Below are 21,126 nucleotides of genomic sequence, written 5' to 3'. Positions count from 1 at the left end.
CGACGAAGTCGCCGATCACCCCTGCTGCCGTCGGCGGCCAAGGAGAGACCCCATGAAGCTTCTGCTGACCTCCGGCGGCGTCACCAACCCGAGCATCCACGGGGCGCTGGTCGGCCTGCTGCCGAAACCGATCGCGGAGTGCCGCGCCCTGTGCATCCCCACGGCGCAGTGGGGCCACCCGATGTGTGGGCCAGGCTCCGTACGGCGCTTCATCACCGACCAGACCCCGGCGACCATGTGTGGCCTGGGCTGGAAGTCGGTGGGTGTCCTCGAACTCACGGCGCTGCCGGGCATCAGCCGGGAGCGGTGGCTGCCCTGGGTTCAGGGAGCCGACGTGCTGCTGGTGGATGGGGGCGACGCCACGTTCCTCTGCCACTGGATGCGGGAATCCGGGCTGGCAGCACTCCTGCCGTCTCTGCCCGAGACCGTCTGGGTGGGGGTGAGTGCCGGGAGCATGGTGATGACGCCCCGGATCGGTGGGTACTTCGTCGAATGGCCGGCAGCGCCGGACGACCGAACCCTCGGGGTCGTCGATTTCTCGATCTTCCCGCACCTGAACCACGAGATGTTCCCCGGAAACTCGATGGCCGGCGCGGAACGCTGGGCAGCCAGCATGACGGCGCCGTGCTACGCGATCGACGACCAGACCGCCATCAGGGTGGTGGGGGGCGCCGTCGAAGTGGTCTCCGAAGGGCAGTGGAAGCAGTTGACGCCCTAGGTTCAGCCGGTGCGGCGGGGCTTCAGTGGCCCCACGTGAATGGGGAGTCTCCGGGGCCTGCCAGTATTCGGCTGTTCTCGGAGTGTAGGGCCTTCCCTTCAAACGAGTGCCAGTCAGTCTTCAGGCCCGTGCACCCATGCCCGACGGCCGGTGAACCAGTGGTCTTGGGTGGTCGACTTTTCAGCACATTCAGCGAATCTTCCTGGTGGGACTCGTCGAGCGGCCCGGCGGGGAAGGCCGTGTGACCATCTCCCGGGCCCACCTTCCCCCTACGCCGTTACGCGTATCGCGCTGGGGGGGCGGTTTCGTTACGCTGTGAGGCGATGAGAGACGACGTCATCCGCTTCCCGCGCCGCTGAGGCCGCCCCTCGGCGCACGGCCCGCCGCCCCACCCGGTCCGGCCTGACCTCGTCCCTGTACGACCCCCCTGGAGGTACCTCCATGACCCTGACCGCCCCCCTACCAGAGGCGTCTCAGCCCCATCCGATGGCCCACAGGGCCCGCGACCTCAGTAACCGCGAGATCGCCCTGCACGTGCAGCACCTCGTCAAGGGCTTCAGCAAGAAGACCGGCGGCAGCCTGCTCCGGCCGGTGCACACCGAGAGCCGCGCGGTCGACGACGTGAGCTTCCACGTCCGCCGCGGCGAGATCTACGGCGTGCTCGGCCCCAACGGCAGCGGCAAGAGCACCCTGATCCGGGCCATGAGCACCCTGCTGATCCCCGACGCCGGGACGGTCAGCATCTTCGGGCTGGACGTGGTGCACGACGAGGCGCAGGTGCGGCGGCTGCTCAACCGCGTGTCGGTGGACGCCGCCTTCTACAAGAAGCTCTCGCCGCGCGAGAACCTGCTGTATTCGGCGCAGCTCTACGGTCTGGAGCGCCACGTCGCCGAGGAGCGGGCGCTGGTCACGCTGCGGCGCCTGGGCCTGAAGGACAAGGCCTTCTTCGAGCCGCTGGAGGAGATGAGCCGCGGCATGCAGCAGAAAGTCGCCATCGCCCGCGCCTTCCTGACCAGCCCGGTGGTCGTGCTGCTGGACGAACCCACCACCGGCCTCGACCCCAAGTCCCGCCGCGACGTGCAGGAGTTCGTGCTGGAGCTGCGCGATGTCCACGACGCCACCATCATCCTGACCACCCACGACATGCCGGAGGCCGAGCGGCTGTGCGACCGGATCGCCTTCATCAGCGGCGGCCGCTTCGTCGCCGAGGGCACCGCCGAGGAACTCCGCACGCTGGCCGGCCCCGGCAAGACGCTGGAAGACGCCTTCATCGAGCTGACCGGCGAGGATCTGGCGAAAGACGAGGAACCCACCCCATGAGCGTGCCCACCCCTGCGCCCGATCCGGCCCGCACCACGCCCGGCACGCTGGCCCACCAGCTGCGCGCCGCGCTGGCCTTCGTGTTCCGCGACTACCACCTGACCCGCCGCTACTGGTCGTGGGTGCTGGTCTTCACCTTCTACGACATGGTCTCGGCCGCCTCGATCATGCTGATCGGCGTGGCGGCGCAGAATCCGCGCCTGACGCTGACCCTGCTGCTGGGCGCGGTGATGTGGTCGTTCCTGGGCCGGCTGTTCGGCGAGATCGCCAACTCGATCAGCTACGAGCGCTGGGAGGGCACCATCGAGTACACCTTCATGGCGCCGGTCAGCCGCCTCACGCATCTGGTCGGCGTGAGCCTGTTCGCGGGGGCCTACGCCCTGCTGCGCGGCGTGCTGGTGTTCGTGTTCATGAGCCTGTTCGTGGACATCGGCGCCAGTTTCACCCAGGTGCTGCAGTGCCTCGTGGTGTTCGTGGTCGCCTCGCTGGGCTTCATGGGCATCGGCCTGATGGCGGCGGTGCTGCCGGTCATGAGCACCGAGAACGGGGCGCAGGCCACCAACATCATCCAGGCCGTGTTCCTGCTGATCTCCGGCGTGTACTACCCGGTGAGCGTGCTGCCGGCGTGGCTGCAGCCGATCAGTGCGCTGTCGCCCGCCACCTACGCGCTGAACGCCTGCCGCAAGATCCTGGGGGTGGACGGCGGTGGCAGCGCCATCGCGCCGGGGGTGTCGCTGGGCGCGGTGTTGCCGGAGCTGGGCATCCTGCTGGTGTTCGGGGCGGTCACCATTCCGCTGGGGCTGTTCGTGTTCGGGAAGGCCGAGACGTGGGCGAAGAGGACGGGCAAGCTCAAGCGGGCGGGTTGACCGGAGGTTCCTGTTCCGATCCGCCAGCGGCTCCTTCGAGCATCATGGGAGGCAGGAGCGCTCCGCTGGGCGAGGGTGTGGATCGGTGCGGCGAGCCTGGGGTGGAGTTTGACCTGTCCGGCTGAGCGACTCACCAGACACTCGGCGCCCACCACCTGCCCCTGAACGCACCCACAAAGCGGCTCAGCACGGACGGGCCGAGAATCAGGTGAGTGCTTTCCTGCCCCTCAAGGTCGCTTCTGCATCAGCATCGTCCGTGTGCAGCGGGCCACGAGGTCGCCGTGCTGGTTGAACGCGCGGTGCTCGACAGTCACGACCCCCTGACCCGGCCGGGTGCGGCTCTCGCGCGCCTCCAGCACCTCGGATTCGGCGTGCAGGGTGTCGCCGTGGAAGACCGGCTTCGGGAACACCACGTCGGTCAGGCCCAGGTTGGCGATCAGGGTGCCCAGGCTCAGTTCGTGCACGCTCAGGCCGACCAGCAGCGAGAGCGTCATCATCGAGTTGAACAGCGGGCGGCCGAACTCGGTCTGCGCGGCGTACTCGTGATCGAGGTGCAGCGGCTGGGGATTCATGGTCAGCGTGGTGAAGAGGATGTTGTCGGACTCGGTGACGGTGCGGCGGTTGCGGTGGCGGATCAGCGTGCCGGGCGGCAGTTCCTCGAAATAGCGGCCCTGGGGGCGGTTCAGGTCTTCATTCATGGGCGGCCTCCTGCTTCTGCTGCAGCGTCTCCACTGCTCACCAGCGCCCGCGCCCGGACGAGCATCGGTTCGTCCACCATCTGGCCCTCGAAACTGAAGGCGCCGTGACCGCTGGCCGCAGCCTCGTGCGCGGCATCCAGCAGTGCCCGGGCACGTTCCACTTCGGCCGACGTGGGGCCGAACAGCTCGTGCGCCAGGGCGACCTGCGCGGGGTGGATGCACAGCTTGCCGACGAAGCCCAGCGCGCGGCCCAGCGCACCGTCGGCGCGGAAGGCCGGCTCGTCGTTCAGCGCCGTGACCACGATGTCCAGCGCCGGCACGCCGCTCAGCCGGGCGGCCAGGGCCACCTGCGAGCGGGCGTACAGCACCTCCAGCCCGCCGGGGGTGCGTGATCCGCCCAGATCGGCCGTGTAGTCCTCGGCGCCGAAGTAGGCCCAGCGCACCGCCGGGTGGGCCAGGATCTCGCGGGCGTTCCACACGCCGGCCCCCGTCTCCAGGCCAGCCAGCAGGGGCAGGCTCAGGCCGCGCGCCTCCAGCGCCTCCACGACCGCCTCCACGTCCGCTGCCGACTCCAGCTTGGGCACCACCACGCCGGCCAGTTCCGGGGTCAGCACGCCCAGGTCATCCGCGAAATAGGGCGAATGGAGCGCGTTGACCCGCAGGAACACCGCCAGATGCGGCGCGGCCGCCACCAGATCGCGCGCCGCGTCACGGGCCACCGGGCGGGCGCCGGCCTTGGCCCCGGCGGTGCCGGGAATGGCGTCCTCCAGATCGATCACCACGGCGTCGGGGCCGGAGCGCGGCAGCTTGGCGATCAGTTCGGGCCGGTTCCCAGGGGCGAACAGCACGGAGCGCGGGCGGGCCAGAAACGGGGTCATGTCTCCGAGGATAGCGGGGCGCTGGGCACGGCCTTGGTCTGGGGCTGGCCCAGGGCGCGCAGGGCGGGCGAGAGCAGCGCCAGCAGGCAGACCAGGGCGCTGAGCGCGCCGCCCACGACGAACAGCCCCCGTACGCCGATAAGCTGCCCCAGCGGCCCGGCGATCGCCAGCCCCACTGGCGCGGCCAGGCCCATGACCGTGCTCAGCAGCGAGAGCACTCGCCCCTGCAACTGGTTGGGCACGCCACTTTGCAGCAGCGCGGTCAGGGGCGCGTTGCCGAACGAGAAGGTCACGCCGCTGAGCACCCACCACACCACCCCCAGCCAGAAGGCCTGGGCCGGTGCCAGCGCAGTCAGTGCCAGCGCGGCGCACGACACGGCCAGGGCCAGCAGCACCGTCAGGATGCGGTTTTTTGGCGCCAGCGTCACAGCCAGCAGCCCGCCCACGATCATCCCGACCCCCGAGAGCCCTTCCATCAGGGCGACCTGCCCGGCGCCGCCGCCAAAATGAGCCTTGACCAGCAGCGGCGTCAGGGTGAAGGTCGGCATGATGGTCAGCACCACCAGACCCAGCAGCCCGTACAGGCGGCGCAGGCCGGGGTGCCGCCAGACGGTGTCCACGCCCTCGCGGAACTCGGCCCACATCGAGCGGCGCTGATCCCTGGGGGTACGGAGCTGCGGAATGCGGTAGATCAGCAGGGGCACCACGCCCAGCAGCGCCGTGACCACATCGATCGACAGGGCCGCGCCCAGCGGCATCAGCGAGATCGCCAGGGCGCCCAGCGGCGCGGCGGCCACCGTCATGATGCCCTGCAGGGTCTGGTTGAGCCCGGCGGCCCGGTCAAGGAACTCGGGCGGCACCAGCATGGCGGTGCTGGCGGCGGCGGCCGGCCCCTGGAAGGCCTGCATGGAACTGCGGACGAACATCATCAGGTAGACGTGCCAGAGCTGTTCCTGCCCGGTGGCGAACAGAAAGATCAGCACCCCCATGCACGCGGCGCTGACGGTGTCCGCCACGATCATCAGGGTGCGGCGGCTGTAGCGGTCGGCCAGCGTGCCGCCCAGCGGCCCCAGCAGCGCCTGGGGCAGCAGCGCCGCCATCCCGGCCGTGCTCAGCGCCGCGATGCTGCCGGTGGTGTCGGTGATCCACCACAGCAGTACGAACTGGGTCATGGCCGAGCCGATCAGCGAGAGCGCCTGCCCGATGAACACGGCCCAGTAGCGGCGTTCCCAGCCGGGGCCGGGATGCGGCGTGCCGTTCACTCCAGGAGCCTGGCCTACCGTGTCCACGAGAGCAGCTCCTCTTTCAGGGCGGCCGACTCGGCGGCGTCCAGGCGCGTCGCGAGGACGAGCTGGCCCGACCAGTACCCGTCGCAGGCCAGGCGCACGGCCTGGGCGCGGCCGCCCGGCACGCCATCGGTGCGCGCAGCCTGCACGGGCTCGGCCAGTTCCGGCGCCAGCTGCTCCATCACCTGCGTGGCGTTCAACAGGGGCGAGAGCGCCAGGATCAGGGCCCGCTCCTGGGCGTCCTCCTGAAAGCTGACCTCGATGTAGGCCCTCAGCCACGCGCCTGGCTGCGGTTCCCCGGAGCCGTGGATGGCGCTCACCCGGGCCGTGAAGCGGCGGAGGAGGTCGCGCGTGAGGGCGGTGACCAGCGCCTCCCGGCTGGGGAAGTGGTGGAGCAACCCGCCCTTGCTGACCCCAGCGGCACGGGCCACGGCGTCCAGCGAGAAGGTCGGGCCAAGCTCCAGCACAGCTTCGGCGGCGGCCTGCAACAGCCGGGCCTGCGTCTGTTCTGGATCACGGGTTCGTGCCATGAAGTCAACATACCGTCCAGACGGTTGGTAAGGATGAGAGGAGAGATCGTCATCGGGGCTCGCCCCCTCGTCCTCCAGACGCCCTGCCTAGCCCCTGGGTTTGACCCTGCCTGCTCCGGGCCGCTACACTTCCCGGCATGTTCGCGGCGAACGACACCCTGAATGACGATTCCTGCTAGGGGACGTCACGCCGCCGTACCGCGCCCCCGACCCCACCACGGAGTCGGGGGCTTTCAGTGAAGCCAAGGAGACCTATGACCAGCGAAGTCCAACCCGAGACCCCCCGTGCCCGGCTGCCCCGCACCCTGACCCGCGACCTGAGCGCCCACGACGGCCAGCAGGTGCGCCTGCAGGGCTTCGTCCATGCCCGGCGCGACCTGGGCGGCGTGCAGTTCGTGGTGCTGCGCGACGTGAGCGGCGTCACGCAGTGCGTGGGCAGCGGCCTGCATCTGCCGCTGGCCGAGAGCTCGGTCGAGGTCGTGGGCACCGTCAAGGCACACCCCAAGGCGCCGGGCGGCTTCGAGGTGCAGATCGCGGAGTTCCGGGTCATCAGCGCGGCGGTCGAGCCCCCGCCGGTCGAGATTCCCAAGATGGAGTGGCACGTCAACCCCGAGACCATGCTGGACTACCGCGTGGTCACGGTGCGCGGCCTCAAGGAGCGCGCCGCGCTGAAGGTGCAGGCCGAGCTGGTGGCGGGCTTCCGCGACCACCTGATGGCGGAGGGCTTCACCGAGATCAGCACGCCCAAGATCGTGTCGGCCGGGGCCGAGGGCGGCGCCAACCTCTTTCCCATCGACTACTTCGGCCGGGCCGCCTTCCTGGCCCAGAGCCCTCAGCTCTACAAGCAGATCATGGTGGGGGTCTTCGAGCGCGTGTTCGAGGTCGCGCCGGTCTACCGCGCCGAGGAGCACGCCACCTCCCGCCACCTCAACGAATACCTCTCGCTGGACGTCGAGATGGGCTTCATCGAGGACGAGGAGGACGTGATGGCCCTGGAAAACCGTCTGCTCGCGGCCATCATGGAGCGGCTGCGGGCCACCGCCCAGGCCGAGTTCACGCTGCTGGGGGCGACCATTCCCGAGGTGCCGGCGCACATCCCGCGTATCACGCTGCTGGACGCCCGCGCGCTGGTCACCGAGAAGTACGGCCACGCGGTCGGCGGCAAGGATCTCGACCCCGAGGCCGAGCGGCTGCTGTGCCAGCACTACGCCGAGCAGGGCTCCGACTTCGTGTTCGTGACCAAGTACCCGCGCGCCGCCCGGCCCTTCTACGCCCACCCCGACGCCAATGCCGACGGCACCCCGAGCACGGAGATCACGCGCGGCTTCGACCTGCTGTTCCGGGGCATCGAGATCACCTCGGGCGGCCAGCGCATCCACGACCACGCCATGCTGATGGACTCCATCGCGGCCTACCGGCTCAGTCCCGAGTCGCTGGCCGGCTACACCGAGGTCTTCAAGTACGGGATGCCGCCCCACGGCGGCTTCGCCATCGGCGCCGAGCGCCTGACCGCCAAGCTGCTGGGCATCAGCAACGTGCGCTACGCCCGCGCCTTCCCCCGCGACCGCCACCGGCTCACGCCTTAAAGGCTGATGGCTGAGGGCAGATGGCAGATGGCCAGGTCAAAAGCCGACTGCCTTCAGCTTTCTTCCATCAGCTCCTCCACTTCCCGCGCGCCCACCTCGTCCTCCGCCTCGCGGTAGGCCGCGATGGCCCGCTCGAAGTGAAGGCGGGCGGCCCCTGCGTGGCCCTGGGCGCGGCTGAGTTCACCCCGTTCGCGTTCGGCGCGGGCGAGCGTCTCCGGGTCGGCCGGGCCGGCGTGCTGCTCACAGGCGTCCAGGGCGGCGCGGGCTTCCTCCAGGCGGCCCAGGGCGCGCAGGTTGCGGGCCTGTTCCAGGGCGTTGACCGCCAGCTCGTGGGCATGGTCGTCGAGCGCCTCCACCAGCGCTCGTTCCTCGCCCAGCAGGGCCAGGGCGCGCCCGTGCTGACCGGCCAGCCGCTCCACACGCGCCAGCTGATGCACCGCGATGTGCTCCCAGGGGTCGTCCCGGTGGGCGTCGCGCAGGGTCTGGAACACGCTCCGGGCCTCGTCCTGGCGGGCCGTGTGGGCCAGCAGGTAGCCCAGCGCCATCTGTCCGGCGCGGCTGACCAGCACGTCCTGATCCGACCGGAGCAGGGCCTCCGCCTGCTCGAAGCGGCGGTCGTCGATGGCCTGCCAGATGCCCTGCAGCATGGTTCAGCTTACTCCCGGCGGATGGCCGGGGGTAGGTTCGACGGAACAGGCACGACCGCCGCCCGGCAGTCAGCGGGCGGCGGTCGAAGGGAAGGAAACTCAGTGGTCGTGGGTGTCGGGGGTGTGGGCGTGCCCGTGGTCGAGTTCCTCGGCGGTGGCCTCGCGCACGGCCAGCACCTTCACGTCGAAGTTCAGGGTCATGCCGGCCAGCGGCGGGTTGAAGTCGACCTGCACGGTGTCACCGTTCACGGCCATGACGGTGAAGGGAATCACCGAGCCGTCCTCGGACTGGGCGTAGTAGGTCGCGCCGATCTCCACGTCGTCCTCGAAATCCGTGCGATCCAGATCCTCGACGTTGTCCTCGTCGCGTTCGCCGTAGCCGTCCTCGGGCTGCACGGTGACCTGCAGGCTCTCGCCCGCGCCCCGGCCCTCCAGCGCCTTTTCCAGACCCGGGATGATGTTGCTGTGACCGTGCAGGTAGGTCAGGGGCTCGCCGGCTTCGCTCTGGTCGATGACCTCGCCGTCCACCGTGAGCTTGTAATCGAGTTCGACAACCTTGTCCTGAGTGATGTTCATGGGCTCTCCATTTCTGCGCCAGGTGATCCCGGCGCCAGATGCCCCCGGAGTGTACCCCCTGATCCACGGGGGCGGACTGTCCGAATTCATGGCTTTGCCCTGCGGCACGGCGCCCTGCCCCGGCTCGCCGCGCGCCAGGAGCCTTTCCGCCCGGCCCGCAGAGAGCGGAGTTCAGGTTCGCTTCATCAGACGCCCTCGCCCGGAACCGGCTCAGACGAACTGCCGTCCCACTCCCGTCCATCACGGACGACACCGGATGCACGTCCATCGTCCTGGCCGGTGCAGCGTCCGTGAAAACGCTTGGCTGCTCGCAATATCCGTCCTGTCACTTGCTCTGCTTAGTACCTCTGCGAGTCCCGTTGGCCGTCTCCCAGCCGCACCTGTGCGGGGTGGGCTCGGAGCCCGCATCACTCCACCCGGAAGCTCCAGGCCACGGGCCCGGCCGGGGTGCGGAAGCTCACGCGAACCTCGGCCCCGGCGGGCAGCGGCTGGCGTGGAAGCAGGATCGCGGCGCCCTGGGCGGCCAGCACGCCCCGGCCCACCCGCGTCTCGGTCGCGGATGCGCCCTGGAAGGTCTGGGCGGTCAGCAGGCAGGCTGCGACCGGACGGCCGTTTACCTTGAGCGCGGCTCCGCTCACCTCGGCCTTGCTGCCCCCGGCCCCACCGGTTTCCGTGTCCGGCCCCAGGAGCAGGGCGACCGGCGGCCCGACCGGGTGGTCGTAGCCGGCGCAGCCCGGCAGCGGATCGGGCCATTCGGAGGCGGCACTGGCTCTGAACGGACTCCAGCTCGCCGGCTGCGGAAAGCGCACCGGGTAGCGGGCCGCGCCGCTCAGGCCCCGGCGCACGTCCAGCACCGCCGCCGACTGCACCCCGCCCCGGCTGTCGTGGGCGAGGCCCAGCGCCACGCGGCCCAGGCGCGGGTCGAGCAGCTGCGGCAGATGAAAGGCGCCGGTCGCCCAGTAGCCCAGAGCCCGCTCGGCCCCGGAGTCCGGCTGAGACGACACGAAGTAGTGGCCGGGGGCGCAGTCCACTCCCTCTGGTGAGGACAGGGGGTGCCGGGGGTCTTCGGCGTGTTCGCCCCGGTCGACCCCCACCAGATAGCGGGCGTGCGCCGCGCAGCCGGCCGCCCAGGCGGGCTCGGCTGTCACGAGGCTCAGTCCAGCCAGCTGGCGCAACTGGTTGAGGTCGTCCAGGGGGGCTGATGGGGCTGTCGGCGGCGGGGTCGGCTGAGCGGATTCGCCCTGCAGATCGTCCGGCGGGGCTGAAGGAGGGGCGGCGACGGAAGGAGCCGCCGGCTCGGGCTGCGGCTCCGGCAGGGGAGGGGTAGGCACTGTCTGTTCCGGTGCAGGCTGCACGGGCGCCGCCTGAATGGGCGCCATCTGGACAGGCACAGGTTGGACAGGCGCCGACGGGGGGCGTTCTCCGGCCAGCGGCCAGGGCAGCCAGCCGGCCCACCACATCCCCAGCACGCCCAGTCCGAACAGGCCCACAGTCCACAGTGCCGCGCTCACCGCCCGCCTGATCAGCGTCCGTCCGTGCATCTGCCATTCATGGTAGGCCGCAGTGGGGCGCCCCGCCCTCGCCCGGCGCCTATCCTGCCTTCATGACCCCTCCCGCCGATCCCAGCCGTGACTTTCCCATGCATGTCAGCGTCGAGCAGGCCCGCGAGATGCTGTCCGCGCTGCTCTCCCCGCCGGGCCACGAGACCGTGCCGTTGCAAGGCGCGCTGGGCCGCACGCTGGCCGCGCCGCTCAGAGCCCTGGTCAGCCACCCCAGCGCCACCGAGAGCGCGCTGGACGGGATCGCCTGCCGGGAGGCCGATACGTTAGGCGCCACACCCGGCGCCCCGGCCCGCCTGAGGGTCGTGGGCGAGAGCCGGGCCGGGCTGCCCTTCCCCGCGTCGGTCGGGCCGGGCGAATGCACGCGCATCTACACCGGGGCGCCCATGCCGGCCGGCGCCGACGCCATCTGCCCGGTCGAGGAACTGCTGGACGACGGCCCGGAGCATGTCCTCCTGCGCCGGCCCGCCAGCCCCGGCGACGTCCGGCGCGAGGGGGGCGACTTCCGGGCCGGCGAGGAGGTCATGGCGGCCGGGCTGCCCCTCACGGCGCCGCGCGTGGCGCTGGCCGCCGCGCTGGGGCACCAGACGCTGCCGGTACGCCGCCGCTTCCGGGTGGCGCTGCTCAGCACGGGCGACGAGGTGGTCGAGCCCGGTCAGCTCCTGCGGCCCGGTCAGGTCTACGACTCCAACCGCTACGGTCTGGCCGCCATGCTTGCCGAATGCGGCTGCGAGGTGGTCATGCTGGGCCACGCGCCGGACTCCGTGGAGGCGCTGGAGGAGGCCGTCGCGCGCTCGGGCGGCGCCGATCTGCTGGTCACCAGCGGCGGCGTCAGCATGGGCCGGTACGACTTCATGCGCGACCTGCTGATCGATCATGGCCGGGTCGCGTTCTGGAAGGTGCGCATGCGGCCCGGCGGCCCGGCCATCCTGGGCGGCTGGAAGGGGCTGCCGGTGATCGGCCTGCCGGGCAATCCGGTCAGCTCGCTGGTGGTGTTCCACGTCATCGTGCGCCCCGCGTTGACCGGCCAGCCCCTCCAGGCCCTGACCCTGCGCGCCGCCACGCCCTTCCGCGCCCTGGGCGACAAGGCGGCCTTCTGGCGCGGTGTGATCCGGGGCGGGCAGGTACACGACTACGGCCAGCAGGGCAGCGGCATCCTGCGCTCTTTAAGCGACGCCGACGCGCTGGTGATCGTGCCCGAGGGCCAGCCGGTGGCGGTGGGCGACGACGTGCAGGTCGTGCTGCTTTAAGCCCTGTCCTCTGGGTCACCCTATGCTGCGGACATGGTTCCTGAATCCGGCCCGCAGACCCCGCCCCTTCCGGCCTCCGTGCCGGGGGACGCCCGCCCGGACGCTCCCGCTCTCGCGCCGCGCGGCCCCCACGCTGTCGGCGTCCACACCCTCTCACTGGTCAACCCGGGCCAGCCGGACGTGACCCGCCCCGCCCCGGACGGCACCCTGGCCCGCACGGATCGGCGCCTGACGGTCGAGGTCTGGTATCCCACGCCCGGCGAGAGCGGCAGCGGGGCGATGGTCTACCAGGACGTGATTCCCAGCACGCCGCCCGTGCCGTACCGCGTGCCCGGCCGCGCCACCCGAGATGCGCCCGTGAAACCGGAGGGGCCGTACCCGCTGGTGATCGTGTCTCACGGCTATCCGGGCAGCCGATACTTCCTGTCGAACCTCACGGAGAATCTGGCCAGCAAGGGCTACGTGGTCGCCGCCATCGACCATACCGGCAGCACCTTCGGTGATATGGGCCACTTCGCGGTCACGCTGCTGAACCGGCCCACCGACATCCTGTTCACGCTGGCTGAACTGGATCGGCTGGGGGCGGCGGGGGGCGACTCACCGCTCAGCGGCGCGGTGGACGCCTCGCGCACGGCCGTGGTCGGCTACTCGATGGGCGGCTACGGCGCGCTGAACGCCGCTGGCGCCGGCTTCGGCCCGGAGGTGCGGCCGCTGGTGCCCGGCGGGGCGCTCGCCGGGCGGGAGGCGGGCGCGATCCGGCCCGACCCCCGCATCCACGCGGTCGTGGCCCTGGCACCCTGGGGCTCAGGCGCCGCCGTGAAGGCGGCCCGGATCCCGGTCGGGGGGGCGTTCGGGTTCTGGGACGCGGCCGGTCTGGCCGGACTGAGGGTGCCCACCCTCTTCATTGCCGGCGAGCACGACGACGTGTCGGGCTTCGAGGGCGGCGTGAAGGCGCTGTTCGAGCATGCGGTCAACGCCGAGCGCTCGCTGCTGGTGTACCGGGGGGCGCGCCACAACATCGCCGGCAACCCGGCCCCGGCCATCCCCGGCCCCATCAGCGCCGAGGATTTCCTGCGCTACGCCGAGCCGGTCTGGGACACGGCGCGGCTGCACAACCTCAACCAGCACTTCATCACGGCCTTCCTGGGGCTGCACCTGAAGGGGCAACAGGACGCGGCCCCTTATCTGCAGGTGCCCACCCCGGTCGCCAGCGACGCTTCCCCGGACGCTCCCTGGCCGGGCTTCCCCGCGCGCACGGCGGTCGGAATCGAGCTGCACCATCTGAACGCGGGACAGATGGCCGGGCCCGGGGCCGGGGAAACGCTTTCTTAACCCGTTCTTGATCCAGCGCTGACGGAGCGGTGGAACGGTAGGCTGTGCCTTGCACTGAACAACTGTTCACCGGCGCGTACCAGATGTACGCGCCCTGGAGGTCGACCCATGAACCGATCCGGGCTCCGCTTAATCCTGACTGCGCTCAGCGCCTCTCTCCTGCTGGTTCCGGCAGCCGCCCAGACAGTGCCAGCTCAGACGGTGCCGGCCCCCATGAGCGTTCCCGGTGACACCCGGCCCGACGCGCCGGAGCTCGCTGCCCGCGGGCAGTACGCCGTGGGCGTCCGCACCCTGAATCTCGTCAGCAAGGGCCAGCTGGACATCGCCCGCGCGCCCAAGGAAGGCGCCCTGGCGCGCTACGACCGCCCGCTGACCGTGGAGGTCTGGTACCCGGCCCCCGGCGCGAGCGGCAGCGGCAGCACCACCTACAAGGACGTGCTGGGCAGCGGCCCGGGCGATCCCAAGCGGCCGAACACGCCCTTCGAGATTCCCGGCCGCGCCACCCGCGACGCCCCCGCCGTGCAGGGCGGCCCCTTCCCGCTGGTGATCGTCTCGCACGGCTATCCGGGCAGCCGCTACCTGATGTCGTACCTGGGCGAGAACCTCGCCAGCAAGGGCTACGTGGTCGCGTCCATCGACCACACCGACTCCACGCACGGCGACAAGGCCGCGTTCGCCAGCACCCTGGTCAACCGCGCGCTGGACGACAACTTCGTGCTGGCCGAGATGGCCCGGCTGGGTACGGCGGGCAGCGGCTCGTTCCTGAGCAACGTCGTGAACGCTGACCAGACCGCTGTGGTCGGCTACTCGATGGGCGGCTACGGCGCCCTGAACGCGGCCGGCGCCGGGTACGGCCCGCAGATGGCGCCGCTGGTGCCGGGCGGCGCCTTCGCGCAGCGGCAGGCCGGCGCGTACAGGGTCGATCCACGCATCAAGGCGGTCGTGGCCTTCGCGCCCTGGGGCGGGGACGCCGCCGTGCGGGGCATCGGCGTAAACTTCGGCGGCAAATACGGCTTCTGGGAAGATGCCGGGCTCGCGGGCCTGAAGGTGCCCACCATGTTCGTCGTCGGCGACCGCGACGACGTGTCCTATTACGAGGGCGGCGTGAAGCCCCTGTTCGAGAACGCCGTGAACGCCGAGCGCTACATGGTGGTGTACCAGAACGCGCTGCACAACTCGGCGCCCAACCCGCCCCCGGCCGCCTCCCTGAGCAACTACGACGACTACATGCACTACGCCGAGCCCGCCTGGGACATGGCCCGCCTGAACAACCTCAACCAGCATTTCGTGACCGCCTTCCTGAACCTCAAGCTCAAGGGCGAGGCGGGCGCGGCGGCCTACCTGAACGTGCCGGTGCCGGTGTCGAACAACGCGAAGTCCAGCCGCAACGCCGACGGCACGCCCAAGGCCGACGACACCTCCTGGAAGGGCTTCAAAGACCGCACGGCGCGTGGGATCGAGCTGTACAAGCTGATGCCGAAGTAACTCCGCAGCTGGGTCAGCGGAACTCGCCCACCCGCTCCAGTGGCCCTCCCAGTCCGTCCAGCCGGGCCGGGAGGGTCTCGGTCTGGATGGGGGCGCCGGTCTCGGCGTCCACGGTCTCGAAGGTGGCGCGGCGCTGCGCCGGGAACAGCGTCAGCAGGGTCAGGGTCGAGCGGGCGGTGCCGGGAAAGCCCACGTAGTCGCGCCCGCCGATGCCGCCGCTGGCGAGCACGTTCAGCCCGCCCAGCCGACCCGGGTAGTACGCGGCGTGGTGCCCGCTGACATACACGAGCACCCCGGCCCGCTCCATGACCCGGCGCAGCGGCCCGGCCTCGCGGATCACCTCGCCGGGCCGGTTCTTCTCGCGGCTGATCCCGGCCAGCGGCAGGTGCCCCACCACCAGGCGGATGCCGGCCGCGCGGGCGGGGGCCGAGGCGAGCTGCGCCGCGAGCCAGGTTCGCTGTGCCTCGTCCACCCTCGGCCCGCTGGCGTCCAGCACGGCCACGAACACGGAGCCTCCGGCCAGCGTGAAGGTGTAGCGGAAGGGAAAGGCCGACCGCTCCTGGTAGGTCAGCGGCGGCTGGTGGGCGGCCCAGTACCGCGCGGCCTCGCGGCGGTCGCGGGGCAGGCTGGCGTCGTGGTTGCCCAGCGTGAAGGCGAAAGGAATCCCGGCTGCCTGGAGGGGCGCCCGCACGTCCCGGTCGAAGGCCGCCCACATGGCCTGCACGCGCGCGTCGCTCAGGCGGGCCTGCTGCCCCGCGATCAGGTCACCGGCCGAGAGCACCATGTCCGGCTGCCACTCGTTCACGATCCGGCGGACGCTGCGGCCCAGCGCGGCAGGATAGGCCGTGCTGCCGTAGGAACCGTTGAAGTCGCTGAGGATCGCCAGCCGCACGCCAGAAGCAGACGGAGCAGGCGCGGCCGAGAGCAGCAGGGGCAGGAGCAGGGGCAGCAGGCGGCGCATCGGGTATCAGTTCATCACGGTTCCTTGACCAGAACATCAGCTGCCGTTGACCTGCAGGGCCGATGCTGAGGCATGACCCCAAACGACCACACACCCGAGGACCACGCCCCGCTTCCCGTCAATCCGGCCCTGAGCGTGCGCGAGGAGCCGACCGCCGTCCACCAGCCCGCCGAGCAGGGGCCGATGCCCGAGGTGCTGCCGGACGCGCCCCCCGTGCCGACCCCCGCCCTGGACGGTCTCAGCGCGCAGGAGGTCACGGCCCTGATCGGTGGGGGAGACGCCTCGGCCGCCGAGGCGAACATGGCGCTGGAGCAGGCCGAGGGCCTCGACCCCGTTACCGAGAGCTGAATGGCGGACTAGGCTGGGCAGGTGCAGACCATCGCCGACATCCGGGCCGCGTGCGCGGCGCTGCCGCACACGCAGGAGACCTTTCCCTTCGACGCGACCACGCTGGTCTTCAAGGTCGGCGGGAAGATGTACGCCCTGACCGACATCCAGGCCGATCCACTTACCCTGTCCCTGAAGGTGCGCCCGGAACGCGGCGACGAGCTGCGCGCCGCGCACGACGCCATCGGGCCGGGCTACCACCTCCACAAGCGCCACTGGATCACGCTGATCCTGGACGGTCGGCTGCCCGGCGACCTCGTGGCCGAACTCCTGGCGGGCAGTCACGCCCTGGTCGTGGGTGGGATGACGCGGGCCGGCCGGGCGGCGCTGGGCCGGTGAGGGTCATCATCGGTGCCGGGGAGCAGCGCTGGGACGGCTGGACGCCCACCCAGCAGGCCGACCTTAACCTGCTCGATCCGGCCAGTTTTGAGCGCTTCTTCGCGGGCACCCTGGCCCACGCCTTCCTGTGCGAGCACGTCTGGGAACACCTGAGCGTGTCCCAGGGTGAGGCGGCGGCGCGGCTGGTCTTCAGGTACCTGCGGCCTGGCGGCGCTCTGCGGGTGGCCGTGCCCGACGGGCACCATCCCGACCCAGCGTACCGGGCGCTGGTTGCCGTGAACGGCCCCGGCCCGGCCCACGACCATCAGGTGCTGTACACGCTGGAGACGGTCGTGCCCGTGTTCGCGGGTGCCGGTTTCGAGGTGCGCCCCCTGGAATGGTGGGACGCCGTCGGCCCGTTCCACCACAGCGACTGGCGCGTGGCCGACGGGCCGGTCTACCGCAGCAGCCGGCTCGACCACCGCAACGCGGCGTGGCGGCAGGGTACCGGCCCACTGGGATTTACCAGCCTGATCGTGGACGCGGTGAAACCGGGGTAACGCCAGGGAGGCCACCCGGGAGCAGGCACAGGGGCGGAAGCCCTCTGCCCCCGCCCCGGCTGCCCTCTCCGATCAGAACGCCGTCTCTAGGGCCCCCAGCGCCGCCCCGGCGTCCGTGATGCCCGCCTGGGCCATGTCCGGGCGCCCGCCGCCCTTGCCGCCGCCCGCCGCCGCCAGCTTGCCGATCAGTTGCCCGGCGTGGGCGCCGCGCTCGACGGCCGCCCTGGTGGCCTTCACGACCAGCCCCTTCCCGCCGGCGACCACGACCAGATCGGCGCCGCTCTGATCGAGCAGCTTGTCGGCCGCGCCGCGCAGCTCATTGCCCTCGATGCCGGCCAGCTGCAGCGCGGCGACCCGGAAGCCGCCCAAGTCGCGCAGCGGCGCCGCGCCGCCCGTGCCCCCGCCCATCTGCGCCTCGGCGAGCTGGCGGCGCACGGCCACGGTTTCCTTCTCGGCGGCCCTGAGCTGCGCCTGAAGGCCACCCACGCGGGCCTCCAGCGCGTCGGGCGAGGTGTTGAGCAGGGCGGCCGCCCGCGCGGCGCTGTTCAGGCGCTCGCGCAGCCAGGCGGTCGCGGCCTCGCCGGCCAGGGCCTCCACGCGCCGCACGCCGGCGGCCACGTTCTCGTCGCCCAGGATCACGAAGGCGCCGATCTCGCCCGTGCGGGTCACGTGGGCGCCGCCGCAGAGTTCCTTGCTGCTCACGCTCTGGCCCTGGTAGCTCACGTCCCCCTCGACGCTCACGACCCGCACCGTCTCGCCGTACTTCTCGCCGAACAGCGCGGTGGCGCCGGCCGCCTTGGCCTCGGCGATCGGCATCTCCTTCCAGCTCACGGGAAAGTTCGCGCTGATCCAGCGGCTGACCAGGGTCTCCACGGCCGCGATCTCGTCCGCCGTCATGGCCGCGCCGTGCGAGAAGTCGAAGCGCAGGCGGTCGGCGGCCACCAGCGAGCCCTTCTGCGCCACCCCGGAGCCCAGCACGGCCCGCAACGCGGCGTGCAGCAGGTGGGTGGCGGTGTGGTGGCGCTCGGTGGCCTGCCGCTCCGGGGCGACCACGCCGCGTACCCGCGTGCCCTCCCTCAACTCGCCGGACTCGATCAGGACGTCGTGCAGGAACACGCCCTGCGGGGTCTTGCGGGTGTCGCGCACGAGGCCAATCCCACCGTCCCACTCGATCCGGCCGGTATCCCCTACTTCCCCGCCGCCCTCGGCGTAGAAGGGCGTGCGCGAGAGCACCACGGTGGCCTCGGAGCCGGCGCTCAGATGCGGCAGCCGCGCGCCCGCGCCGACCAGGGCCAGCACCTCGCCCTCGGCCTCCAGCGCGTCGTAGCCGACGAACTCGGTGAGGGAGAGGCCGTCCAGCGCCTCCTGATTGGCCCCGAACAGCTCGGACTTGCCGTACTTGCTGCCCGCACGAGCGAGGTTCTGGGCGTTCTCCAGGCTCTCGGCGTACCCCGCCTCGTCCACGGAGATGCCGTACTCCTCGGCGATCTCCTTGGTCAGATCGACCGGGAAGCCGTAGGTGTCGTACAGGAGGAAGGCGTCCTCACCCGCCAGGGTGGCGCCCTGCTCCATGCCGCTCAGCAGCTTGCCCAGGCGCTGGATACCGCCCTCCAGCGTTCGCAGGAAGCTCTCCTCCTCGGCCTTCACGGTCGCCTCGACCTTCGCCTGGTTCGCCTGCAGCTCGGGGTAGGCGCCGCCCATCTTGTCCACGACCAGGGGCACCAGCTTGTAGAGGCTCGGCTCGCGCAGGCCCAGCAGGTACGCGTGGCGCGACGCCCGGCGCAGGATCTTGCGGATCACGTAGCCGCGGCCGGTGTTGCTGGGCGCCGATCCGTCGGCGATGACCATGCTCACGGAGCGGATGTGCTCGGCCACCACGCGGTGCGAGACGTTGTGCGGGCCCTCGTAGGGGTGGCCGCTCAATTCGGCCACCTTCGCCACCAGGGGCGCGAACACGTCGTTGGAGTAGAAGTCGTACACGTCCTGCACGACGGTGGCGATGCGCTCCAGGCCCATGCCGGTGTCGATGTTCTTGAAGGGCAGGTCTTTCAGGACGGGCGTGCCGTCTTCCCTGGGTTCCTGGCGGTCGTACTGGGGGAACACGCAGTTCCAGATCTCCAGGAAGCGGGCGCTCTCGCGGGTGTCGGCGTAGTCGGCCCAGGTGTCGTCGCCGTAGGTCGGGCCACGGTCGTAGAAGATCTCGCTGCAGGGGCCGCAGGGGCCGTTGGGGCCTTCCTTGGGCGCGTCGGCGGGCCAGAAGTTCTCGTCGGCGCCGAAGCGCAGGATCCGCTCGGGCGGCAGGCCGATCTCCTGTGTCCAGATGGTGAAGGCTTCCTCGTCGTCTTGATAGATGGTCGCGTACAGGCGGGAGCTGTCCAGGGCCATCCACTCCGGGCCCGTCAGAAATTCCCAGGCCCAGGTCAGCGCCTCGCGCTTGAAGTAGTCGCCGAAACTGAAGTTGCCCAGCATCTCCAGCAGCGAGCAGTGGCGCAGCGTGCGCCCCACGTTCTCGATATCGCCGATCCGCAGGCACTTCTGGGCGGTGGTCACGCGCTTGCTGGGTACGCCGTCGAACACGGCCGGGGCGCCCATGAACTGCTCCTTGAAGGGCTGCATCCCGGCCACCGTGAAGAGGGTCGTGGGATCGGGGGCCACGGTCGAGTAGCTGGGCAGCCGGAGGTGCCCCTTGCTCTCGAAAAACTGCAGGTATTTCTCGCGGATGTCGGAGGTGGAGAGCGGGCCAGTCATAACGGCGAGTCTAGCGCGGGGTGGGTTGGCCGGGGTGGAAGGTGGGCGCCTGCCGCGGGCTGCCCCACCCCCCGGCCCCCTACCCCAAAGGGGCAGGGGGAGCGAAGCGCTGCGCTCGGCATGTGGTCGCCATGCTAGTCGTGTGGCCTCGAGTCGTCGCATCGTTGGCGTGGGCTGTGGAAGTGCATCGACCGGGTTCGTGCTCTGGCCCGCGCGCTGCGCGCACGATGGCGTTCGTCAGCGTCGGAAGTTGGGACGCTTCGGCTTTCAATCTCGCCAGAATGTCTGGACACACATGTTCGGTGGAACCACGGCTCCAAAGCAAAAGCCCCCGGTGAAGGGGGCCTCCACCGTCTCCTCTTCGCCTCAGTCCATGTCCACGGCCCACCACGCCTCTCGCTGGGCGGCGAGGCGGGCGCGGGGGTCGCCGATGGTGTCCAGGGCTTTGGCCAGCCCCTGCCAGTCGCCCTCGCTCATGGGGTCGAGGGCCAGGGCGCGCTGGTGGAACTGGGCGGCGTCCTTGGCCTTGCCGGCGGTCGTGGCGGCGCGGGCGGCGAGGCCCAGCAGGGAAAACTGCTTCTGCTCCAGGCGCGAGCGCACGTCGTCCACCCAGGGGCTGTCGGCGCCGGGCAGGAAGGAGCCGTACTGGCTGATCAGTTCGCGCAGCTCCTCCAGGCCCAGGGTGCCCTGCTCGGCCTGCGCGGAGAGCAGTTCGAAGCGCTGTACGTCGTACTCGGGGTTCAGGTCGCCGGCCAGGGCGTAGCGGCGGTTGGCGCTGACCACGGCCTCGTTGCTGAGGCTGCGGCGCAGGCGGTGCAGGGTGGTGTGAAACAGCGAACTGGCGCGGGCCTCGTCCTTTTCCGGCCACAGCGCCTCGGCGGCCTCCCAGGAGGTCACTTCCTTGTGCTCCAGCAGGTAGAAGAACAGTTCCAGCGCCTTGCGGCTCACCCACGAGACCGGCGCGCCCTTCCAGATGACCTGGGCGGTGCCCAGACCCTTGGCCTGCATGCCGCTCTCGCCCTGCAGGGTCAGGCCGGCGCGGCGCAGCCGGGCGTCCACGGCGGTGGTCAGATCCTGCGGGGTAAAGGGCTTGGGCAGGTAGTCGTCGGCGCCCAGGTTCATGCCACGCCGCACGTCGCCGCGCTCGGCGTGGCTGGAGAGCAGCATGAAGGGCACCGAGGCGAGCGTGGGAATCTCGCGGGTCTTTTCCAGAAATTCCAGGCCGGTCATGTACGGCATGACCACATCGCTGACGATCAGGTCGGGCACGAAGACCTTGAGCAGATCCAGCGCCTCGACAGGATGAGAGCTGGTGCGCACCTCGTGTCCGGCTCGCGACAGAATCACACTGACAAGTTTGAGGATGGCGGCATCGTCATCCACGACCAGAATCCGGGGCATTGGGGAAGTCTAACAGGTGA

20 protein-coding genes are annotated in these 21,126 nt (G+C 70.8%); 10 read left to right on the top strand and 10 right to left on the bottom strand.

Annotated elements, in window-relative coordinates; translation table 11 throughout:
• Positions 1–52: 52 nt before the first annotated feature.
• The 3 genes from CVO96_RS01905 to CVO96_RS01895 all read left to right on the top strand — a co-directional run bounded on the left by CVO96_RS01905 (position 53) and on the right by CVO96_RS01895 (position 2,904).
• The gene (locus CVO96_RS01905; protein WP_103309714.1) at positions 53–718 is read left to right on the top strand and encodes a Type 1 glutamine amidotransferase-like domain-containing protein; all 666 of its coding nucleotides are present in this window, start codon (positions 53–55) and stop codon (positions 716–718) included.
• A gap of 441 nt (positions 719–1,159) precedes the next feature.
• A complete protein-coding gene (locus CVO96_RS01900) occupies positions 1,160–2,038 on the top strand; it encodes an ABC transporter ATP-binding protein (protein WP_243398122.1) in 879 nt (292 codons plus the stop codon).
• The gene (locus CVO96_RS01895) at positions 2,035–2,904 is read left to right on the top strand and encodes an ABC transporter permease (protein WP_165795172.1); all 870 of its coding nucleotides are present in this window, start codon (positions 2,035–2,037) and stop codon (positions 2,902–2,904) included. The genes CVO96_RS01900 and CVO96_RS01895 overlap by 4 nt, the downstream gene beginning before the upstream one ends.
• A gap of 227 nt (positions 2,905–3,131) precedes the next feature.
• On the opposite strand, the gene CVO96_RS01890 is transcribed toward CVO96_RS01895, so the two are convergent.
• The 4 genes from CVO96_RS01890 to CVO96_RS01875 are packed head-to-tail and all read right to left on the bottom strand — an operon-like array spanning position 3,132 to position 6,296.
• A complete protein-coding gene (locus CVO96_RS01890; protein ID WP_103309708.1) occupies positions 3,132–3,602 on the bottom strand; it encodes a MaoC family dehydratase in 471 nt (156 codons plus the stop codon).
• The gene (locus tag CVO96_RS01885) at positions 3,599–4,480 is read right to left on the bottom strand and encodes an HpcH/HpaI aldolase/citrate lyase family protein (RefSeq protein ID WP_103309705.1); all 882 of its coding nucleotides are present in this window, start codon (positions 4,478–4,480) and stop codon (positions 3,599–3,601) included. The genes CVO96_RS01890 and CVO96_RS01885 overlap by 4 nt, the downstream gene beginning before the upstream one ends.
• Positions 4,477–5,769 (bottom strand): MFS transporter, encoded by a 1,293-nt coding sequence (locus CVO96_RS01880; protein WP_103309703.1) that lies wholly within the window; start codon positions 5,767–5,769, stop codon positions 4,477–4,479. Before CVO96_RS01880 ends, CVO96_RS01885 begins: the two co-directional genes overlap by 4 nt.
• Entirely contained in the window at positions 5,757–6,296 is a 540-nt protein-coding gene (locus CVO96_RS01875) for a TetR/AcrR family transcriptional regulator (RefSeq protein WP_103309701.1), read from the bottom strand. The genes CVO96_RS01880 and CVO96_RS01875 overlap by 13 nt, the downstream gene beginning before the upstream one ends.
• A gap of 254 nt (positions 6,297–6,550) precedes the next feature.
• Between CVO96_RS01875 and aspS the strand changes: the two genes are divergently transcribed.
• On the top strand, positions 6,551–7,882 hold the full coding sequence (gene aspS / locus CVO96_RS01870; RefSeq protein ID WP_103309699.1) for an aspartate--tRNA(Asn) ligase: 1,332 nt from the start codon (positions 6,551–6,553) through the stop codon (positions 7,880–7,882).
• Between the two features lie 53 nt (positions 7,883–7,935).
• Here aspS and CVO96_RS01865 read toward each other — a convergent pair whose 3' ends face one another.
• The 3 genes from CVO96_RS01865 to CVO96_RS01855 all read right to left on the bottom strand — a co-directional run bounded on the left by CVO96_RS01865 (position 7,936) and on the right by CVO96_RS01855 (position 10,646).
• Positions 7,936–8,529 carry a hypothetical protein gene (locus CVO96_RS01865; RefSeq protein WP_103309696.1) on the bottom strand — a complete coding sequence of 198 codons (594 nt, stop codon included), beginning with the start codon at positions 8,527–8,529 and terminating at the stop codon, positions 7,936–7,938.
• 99 nt (positions 8,530–8,628) lie between these two features.
• The gene (locus CVO96_RS01860) at positions 8,629–9,105 is read right to left on the bottom strand and encodes an FKBP-type peptidyl-prolyl cis-trans isomerase (RefSeq protein ID WP_103309694.1); all 477 of its coding nucleotides are present in this window, start codon (positions 9,103–9,105) and stop codon (positions 8,629–8,631) included.
• A 407-nt stretch (positions 9,106–9,512) separates the two neighbouring features.
• Complete coding sequence (locus tag CVO96_RS01855; RefSeq protein ID WP_112778674.1) at positions 9,513–10,646, bottom strand: CAP domain-containing protein; 1,134 nt, start codon at positions 10,644–10,646, stop codon at positions 9,513–9,515.
• 62 nt (positions 10,647–10,708) lie between these two features.
• Here CVO96_RS01855 and CVO96_RS01850 point away from each other — a divergent pair, with 62 nt between their 5' ends.
• The 3 genes from CVO96_RS01850 to CVO96_RS01840 all read left to right on the top strand — a co-directional run bounded on the left by CVO96_RS01850 (position 10,709) and on the right by CVO96_RS01840 (position 14,731).
• Positions 10,709–11,914, top strand: coding sequence for a molybdopterin molybdotransferase MoeA (locus CVO96_RS01850; RefSeq protein ID WP_243398121.1), 1,206 nt, complete (start codon positions 10,709–10,711; stop codon positions 11,912–11,914).
• A gap of 33 nt (positions 11,915–11,947) precedes the next feature.
• Positions 11,948–13,246, top strand: coding sequence for an alpha/beta hydrolase family protein (locus CVO96_RS01845; protein ID WP_103309687.1), 1,299 nt, complete (start codon positions 11,948–11,950; stop codon positions 13,244–13,246).
• A gap of 213 nt (positions 13,247–13,459) precedes the next feature.
• On the top strand, positions 13,460–14,731 hold the full coding sequence (locus CVO96_RS01840; protein WP_341476152.1) for an alpha/beta hydrolase family protein: 1,272 nt from the start codon (positions 13,460–13,462) through the stop codon (positions 14,729–14,731).
• A gap of 13 nt (positions 14,732–14,744) precedes the next feature.
• Here the strand turns inward: CVO96_RS01840 and CVO96_RS01835 are convergent, their stop codons facing one another.
• Positions 14,745–15,692, bottom strand: a complete 948-nt coding sequence (locus CVO96_RS01835) for a metallophosphoesterase family protein (RefSeq protein ID WP_103309682.1) — start codon at positions 15,690–15,692, stop codon at positions 14,745–14,747.
• Between the two features lie 72 nt (positions 15,693–15,764).
• Here CVO96_RS01835 and CVO96_RS01830 point away from each other — a divergent pair, with 72 nt between their 5' ends.
• From CVO96_RS01830 to CVO96_RS01820, 3 genes are read left to right on the top strand one after another with little or no spacing between them, the layout of a single operon-like run.
• On the top strand, positions 15,765–16,040 hold the full coding sequence (locus tag CVO96_RS01830) for a hypothetical protein (protein WP_103309679.1): 276 nt from the start codon (positions 15,765–15,767) through the stop codon (positions 16,038–16,040).
• Positions 16,041–16,061: 21 nt separating this feature from the next.
• Positions 16,062–16,418, top strand: coding sequence for an MmcQ/YjbR family DNA-binding protein (locus CVO96_RS01825; protein WP_103309676.1), 357 nt, complete (start codon positions 16,062–16,064; stop codon positions 16,416–16,418).
• On the top strand, positions 16,415–16,957 hold the full coding sequence (locus CVO96_RS01820) for a class I SAM-dependent methyltransferase (RefSeq protein WP_103309673.1): 543 nt from the start codon (positions 16,415–16,417) through the stop codon (positions 16,955–16,957). The genes CVO96_RS01825 and CVO96_RS01820 overlap by 4 nt, the downstream gene beginning before the upstream one ends.
• Before the next feature lie 72 nt (positions 16,958–17,029).
• Here the strand turns inward: CVO96_RS01820 and alaS are convergent, their stop codons facing one another.
• Positions 17,030–19,705 (bottom strand): alanine--tRNA ligase, encoded by a 2,676-nt coding sequence (gene alaS, locus CVO96_RS01815; RefSeq protein ID WP_103309670.1) that lies wholly within the window; start codon positions 19,703–19,705, stop codon positions 17,030–17,032.
• 366 nt (positions 19,706–20,071) lie between these two features.
• Positions 20,072–21,106 carry an AfsR/SARP family transcriptional regulator gene (locus tag CVO96_RS01810; protein WP_103309667.1) on the bottom strand — a complete coding sequence of 345 codons (1,035 nt, stop codon included), beginning with the start codon at positions 21,104–21,106 and terminating at the stop codon, positions 20,072–20,074.
• Positions 21,107–21,126: the final 20 nt, after the last annotated feature.

Source organism: Deinococcus koreensis (assembly GCF_002901445.1).
In the GTDB taxonomy this organism is placed as follows: Bacteria; Deinococcota; Deinococci; order Deinococcales; family Deinococcaceae; genus Deinococcus; species Deinococcus koreensis.
The sequence above is the reverse complement of the archived record's forward strand: the minus strand, read 5'-3'. Positions and strand labels throughout refer to the sequence as shown.

Excerpts from the sequence above, each read along its gene's own strand:
- CVO96_RS01850 (WP_243398121.1), top strand. The coding sequence starts at position 10,709 with ATGACCCCTCCCGCCGATCCCAGCCGTGACTTTCCCATGCATGTCAGC.
- CVO96_RS01830 (WP_103309679.1), top strand. The coding sequence starts at position 15,765 with ATGACCCCAAACGACCACACACCCGAGGACCACGCCCCGCTTCCCGTC.
- aspS (WP_103309699.1), top strand. The coding sequence starts at position 6,551 with ATGACCAGCGAAGTCCAACCCGAGACCCCCCGTGCCCGGCTGCCCCGC.
- CVO96_RS01885 (WP_103309705.1), bottom strand. The coding sequence starts at position 4,480 with ATGACCCCGTTTCTGGCCCGCCCGCGCTCCGTGCTGTTCGCCCCTGGG.
- CVO96_RS01905 (WP_103309714.1), top strand. The coding sequence starts at position 53 with ATGAAGCTTCTGCTGACCTCCGGCGGCGTCACCAACCCGAGCATCCAC.
- CVO96_RS01900 (WP_243398122.1), top strand. The coding sequence starts at position 1,160 with ATGACCCTGACCGCCCCCCTACCAGAGGCGTCTCAGCCCCATCCGATG.
- CVO96_RS01895 (WP_165795172.1), top strand. The coding sequence starts at position 2,035 with ATGAGCGTGCCCACCCCTGCGCCCGATCCGGCCCGCACCACGCCCGGC.
- CVO96_RS01835 (WP_103309682.1), bottom strand. The coding sequence starts at position 15,692 with ATGCGCCGCCTGCTGCCCCTGCTCCTGCCCCTGCTGCTCTCGGCCGCG.
- CVO96_RS01890 (WP_103309708.1), bottom strand. The coding sequence starts at position 3,602 with ATGAATGAAGACCTGAACCGCCCCCAGGGCCGCTATTTCGAGGAACTG.
- CVO96_RS01865 (WP_103309696.1), bottom strand. The coding sequence starts at position 8,529 with ATGCTGCAGGGCATCTGGCAGGCCATCGACGACCGCCGCTTCGAGCAG.
- CVO96_RS01875 (WP_103309701.1), bottom strand. The coding sequence starts at position 6,296 with ATGGCACGAACCCGTGATCCAGAACAGACGCAGGCCCGGCTGTTGCAG.
- CVO96_RS01810 (WP_103309667.1), bottom strand. The coding sequence starts at position 21,106 with ATGCCCCGGATTCTGGTCGTGGATGACGATGCCGCCATCCTCAAACTT.
- CVO96_RS01855 (WP_112778674.1), bottom strand. The coding sequence starts at position 10,646 with ATGCACGGACGGACGCTGATCAGGCGGGCGGTGAGCGCGGCACTGTGG.
- alaS (WP_103309670.1), bottom strand. The coding sequence starts at position 19,705 with ATGACTGGCCCGCTCTCCACCTCCGACATCCGCGAGAAATACCTGCAG.
- CVO96_RS01845 (WP_103309687.1), top strand. The coding sequence starts at position 11,948 with ATGGTTCCTGAATCCGGCCCGCAGACCCCGCCCCTTCCGGCCTCCGTG.
- CVO96_RS01840 (WP_341476152.1), top strand. The coding sequence starts at position 13,460 with ATGAGCGTTCCCGGTGACACCCGGCCCGACGCGCCGGAGCTCGCTGCC.
- CVO96_RS01860 (WP_103309694.1), bottom strand. The coding sequence starts at position 9,105 with ATGAACATCACTCAGGACAAGGTTGTCGAACTCGATTACAAGCTCACG.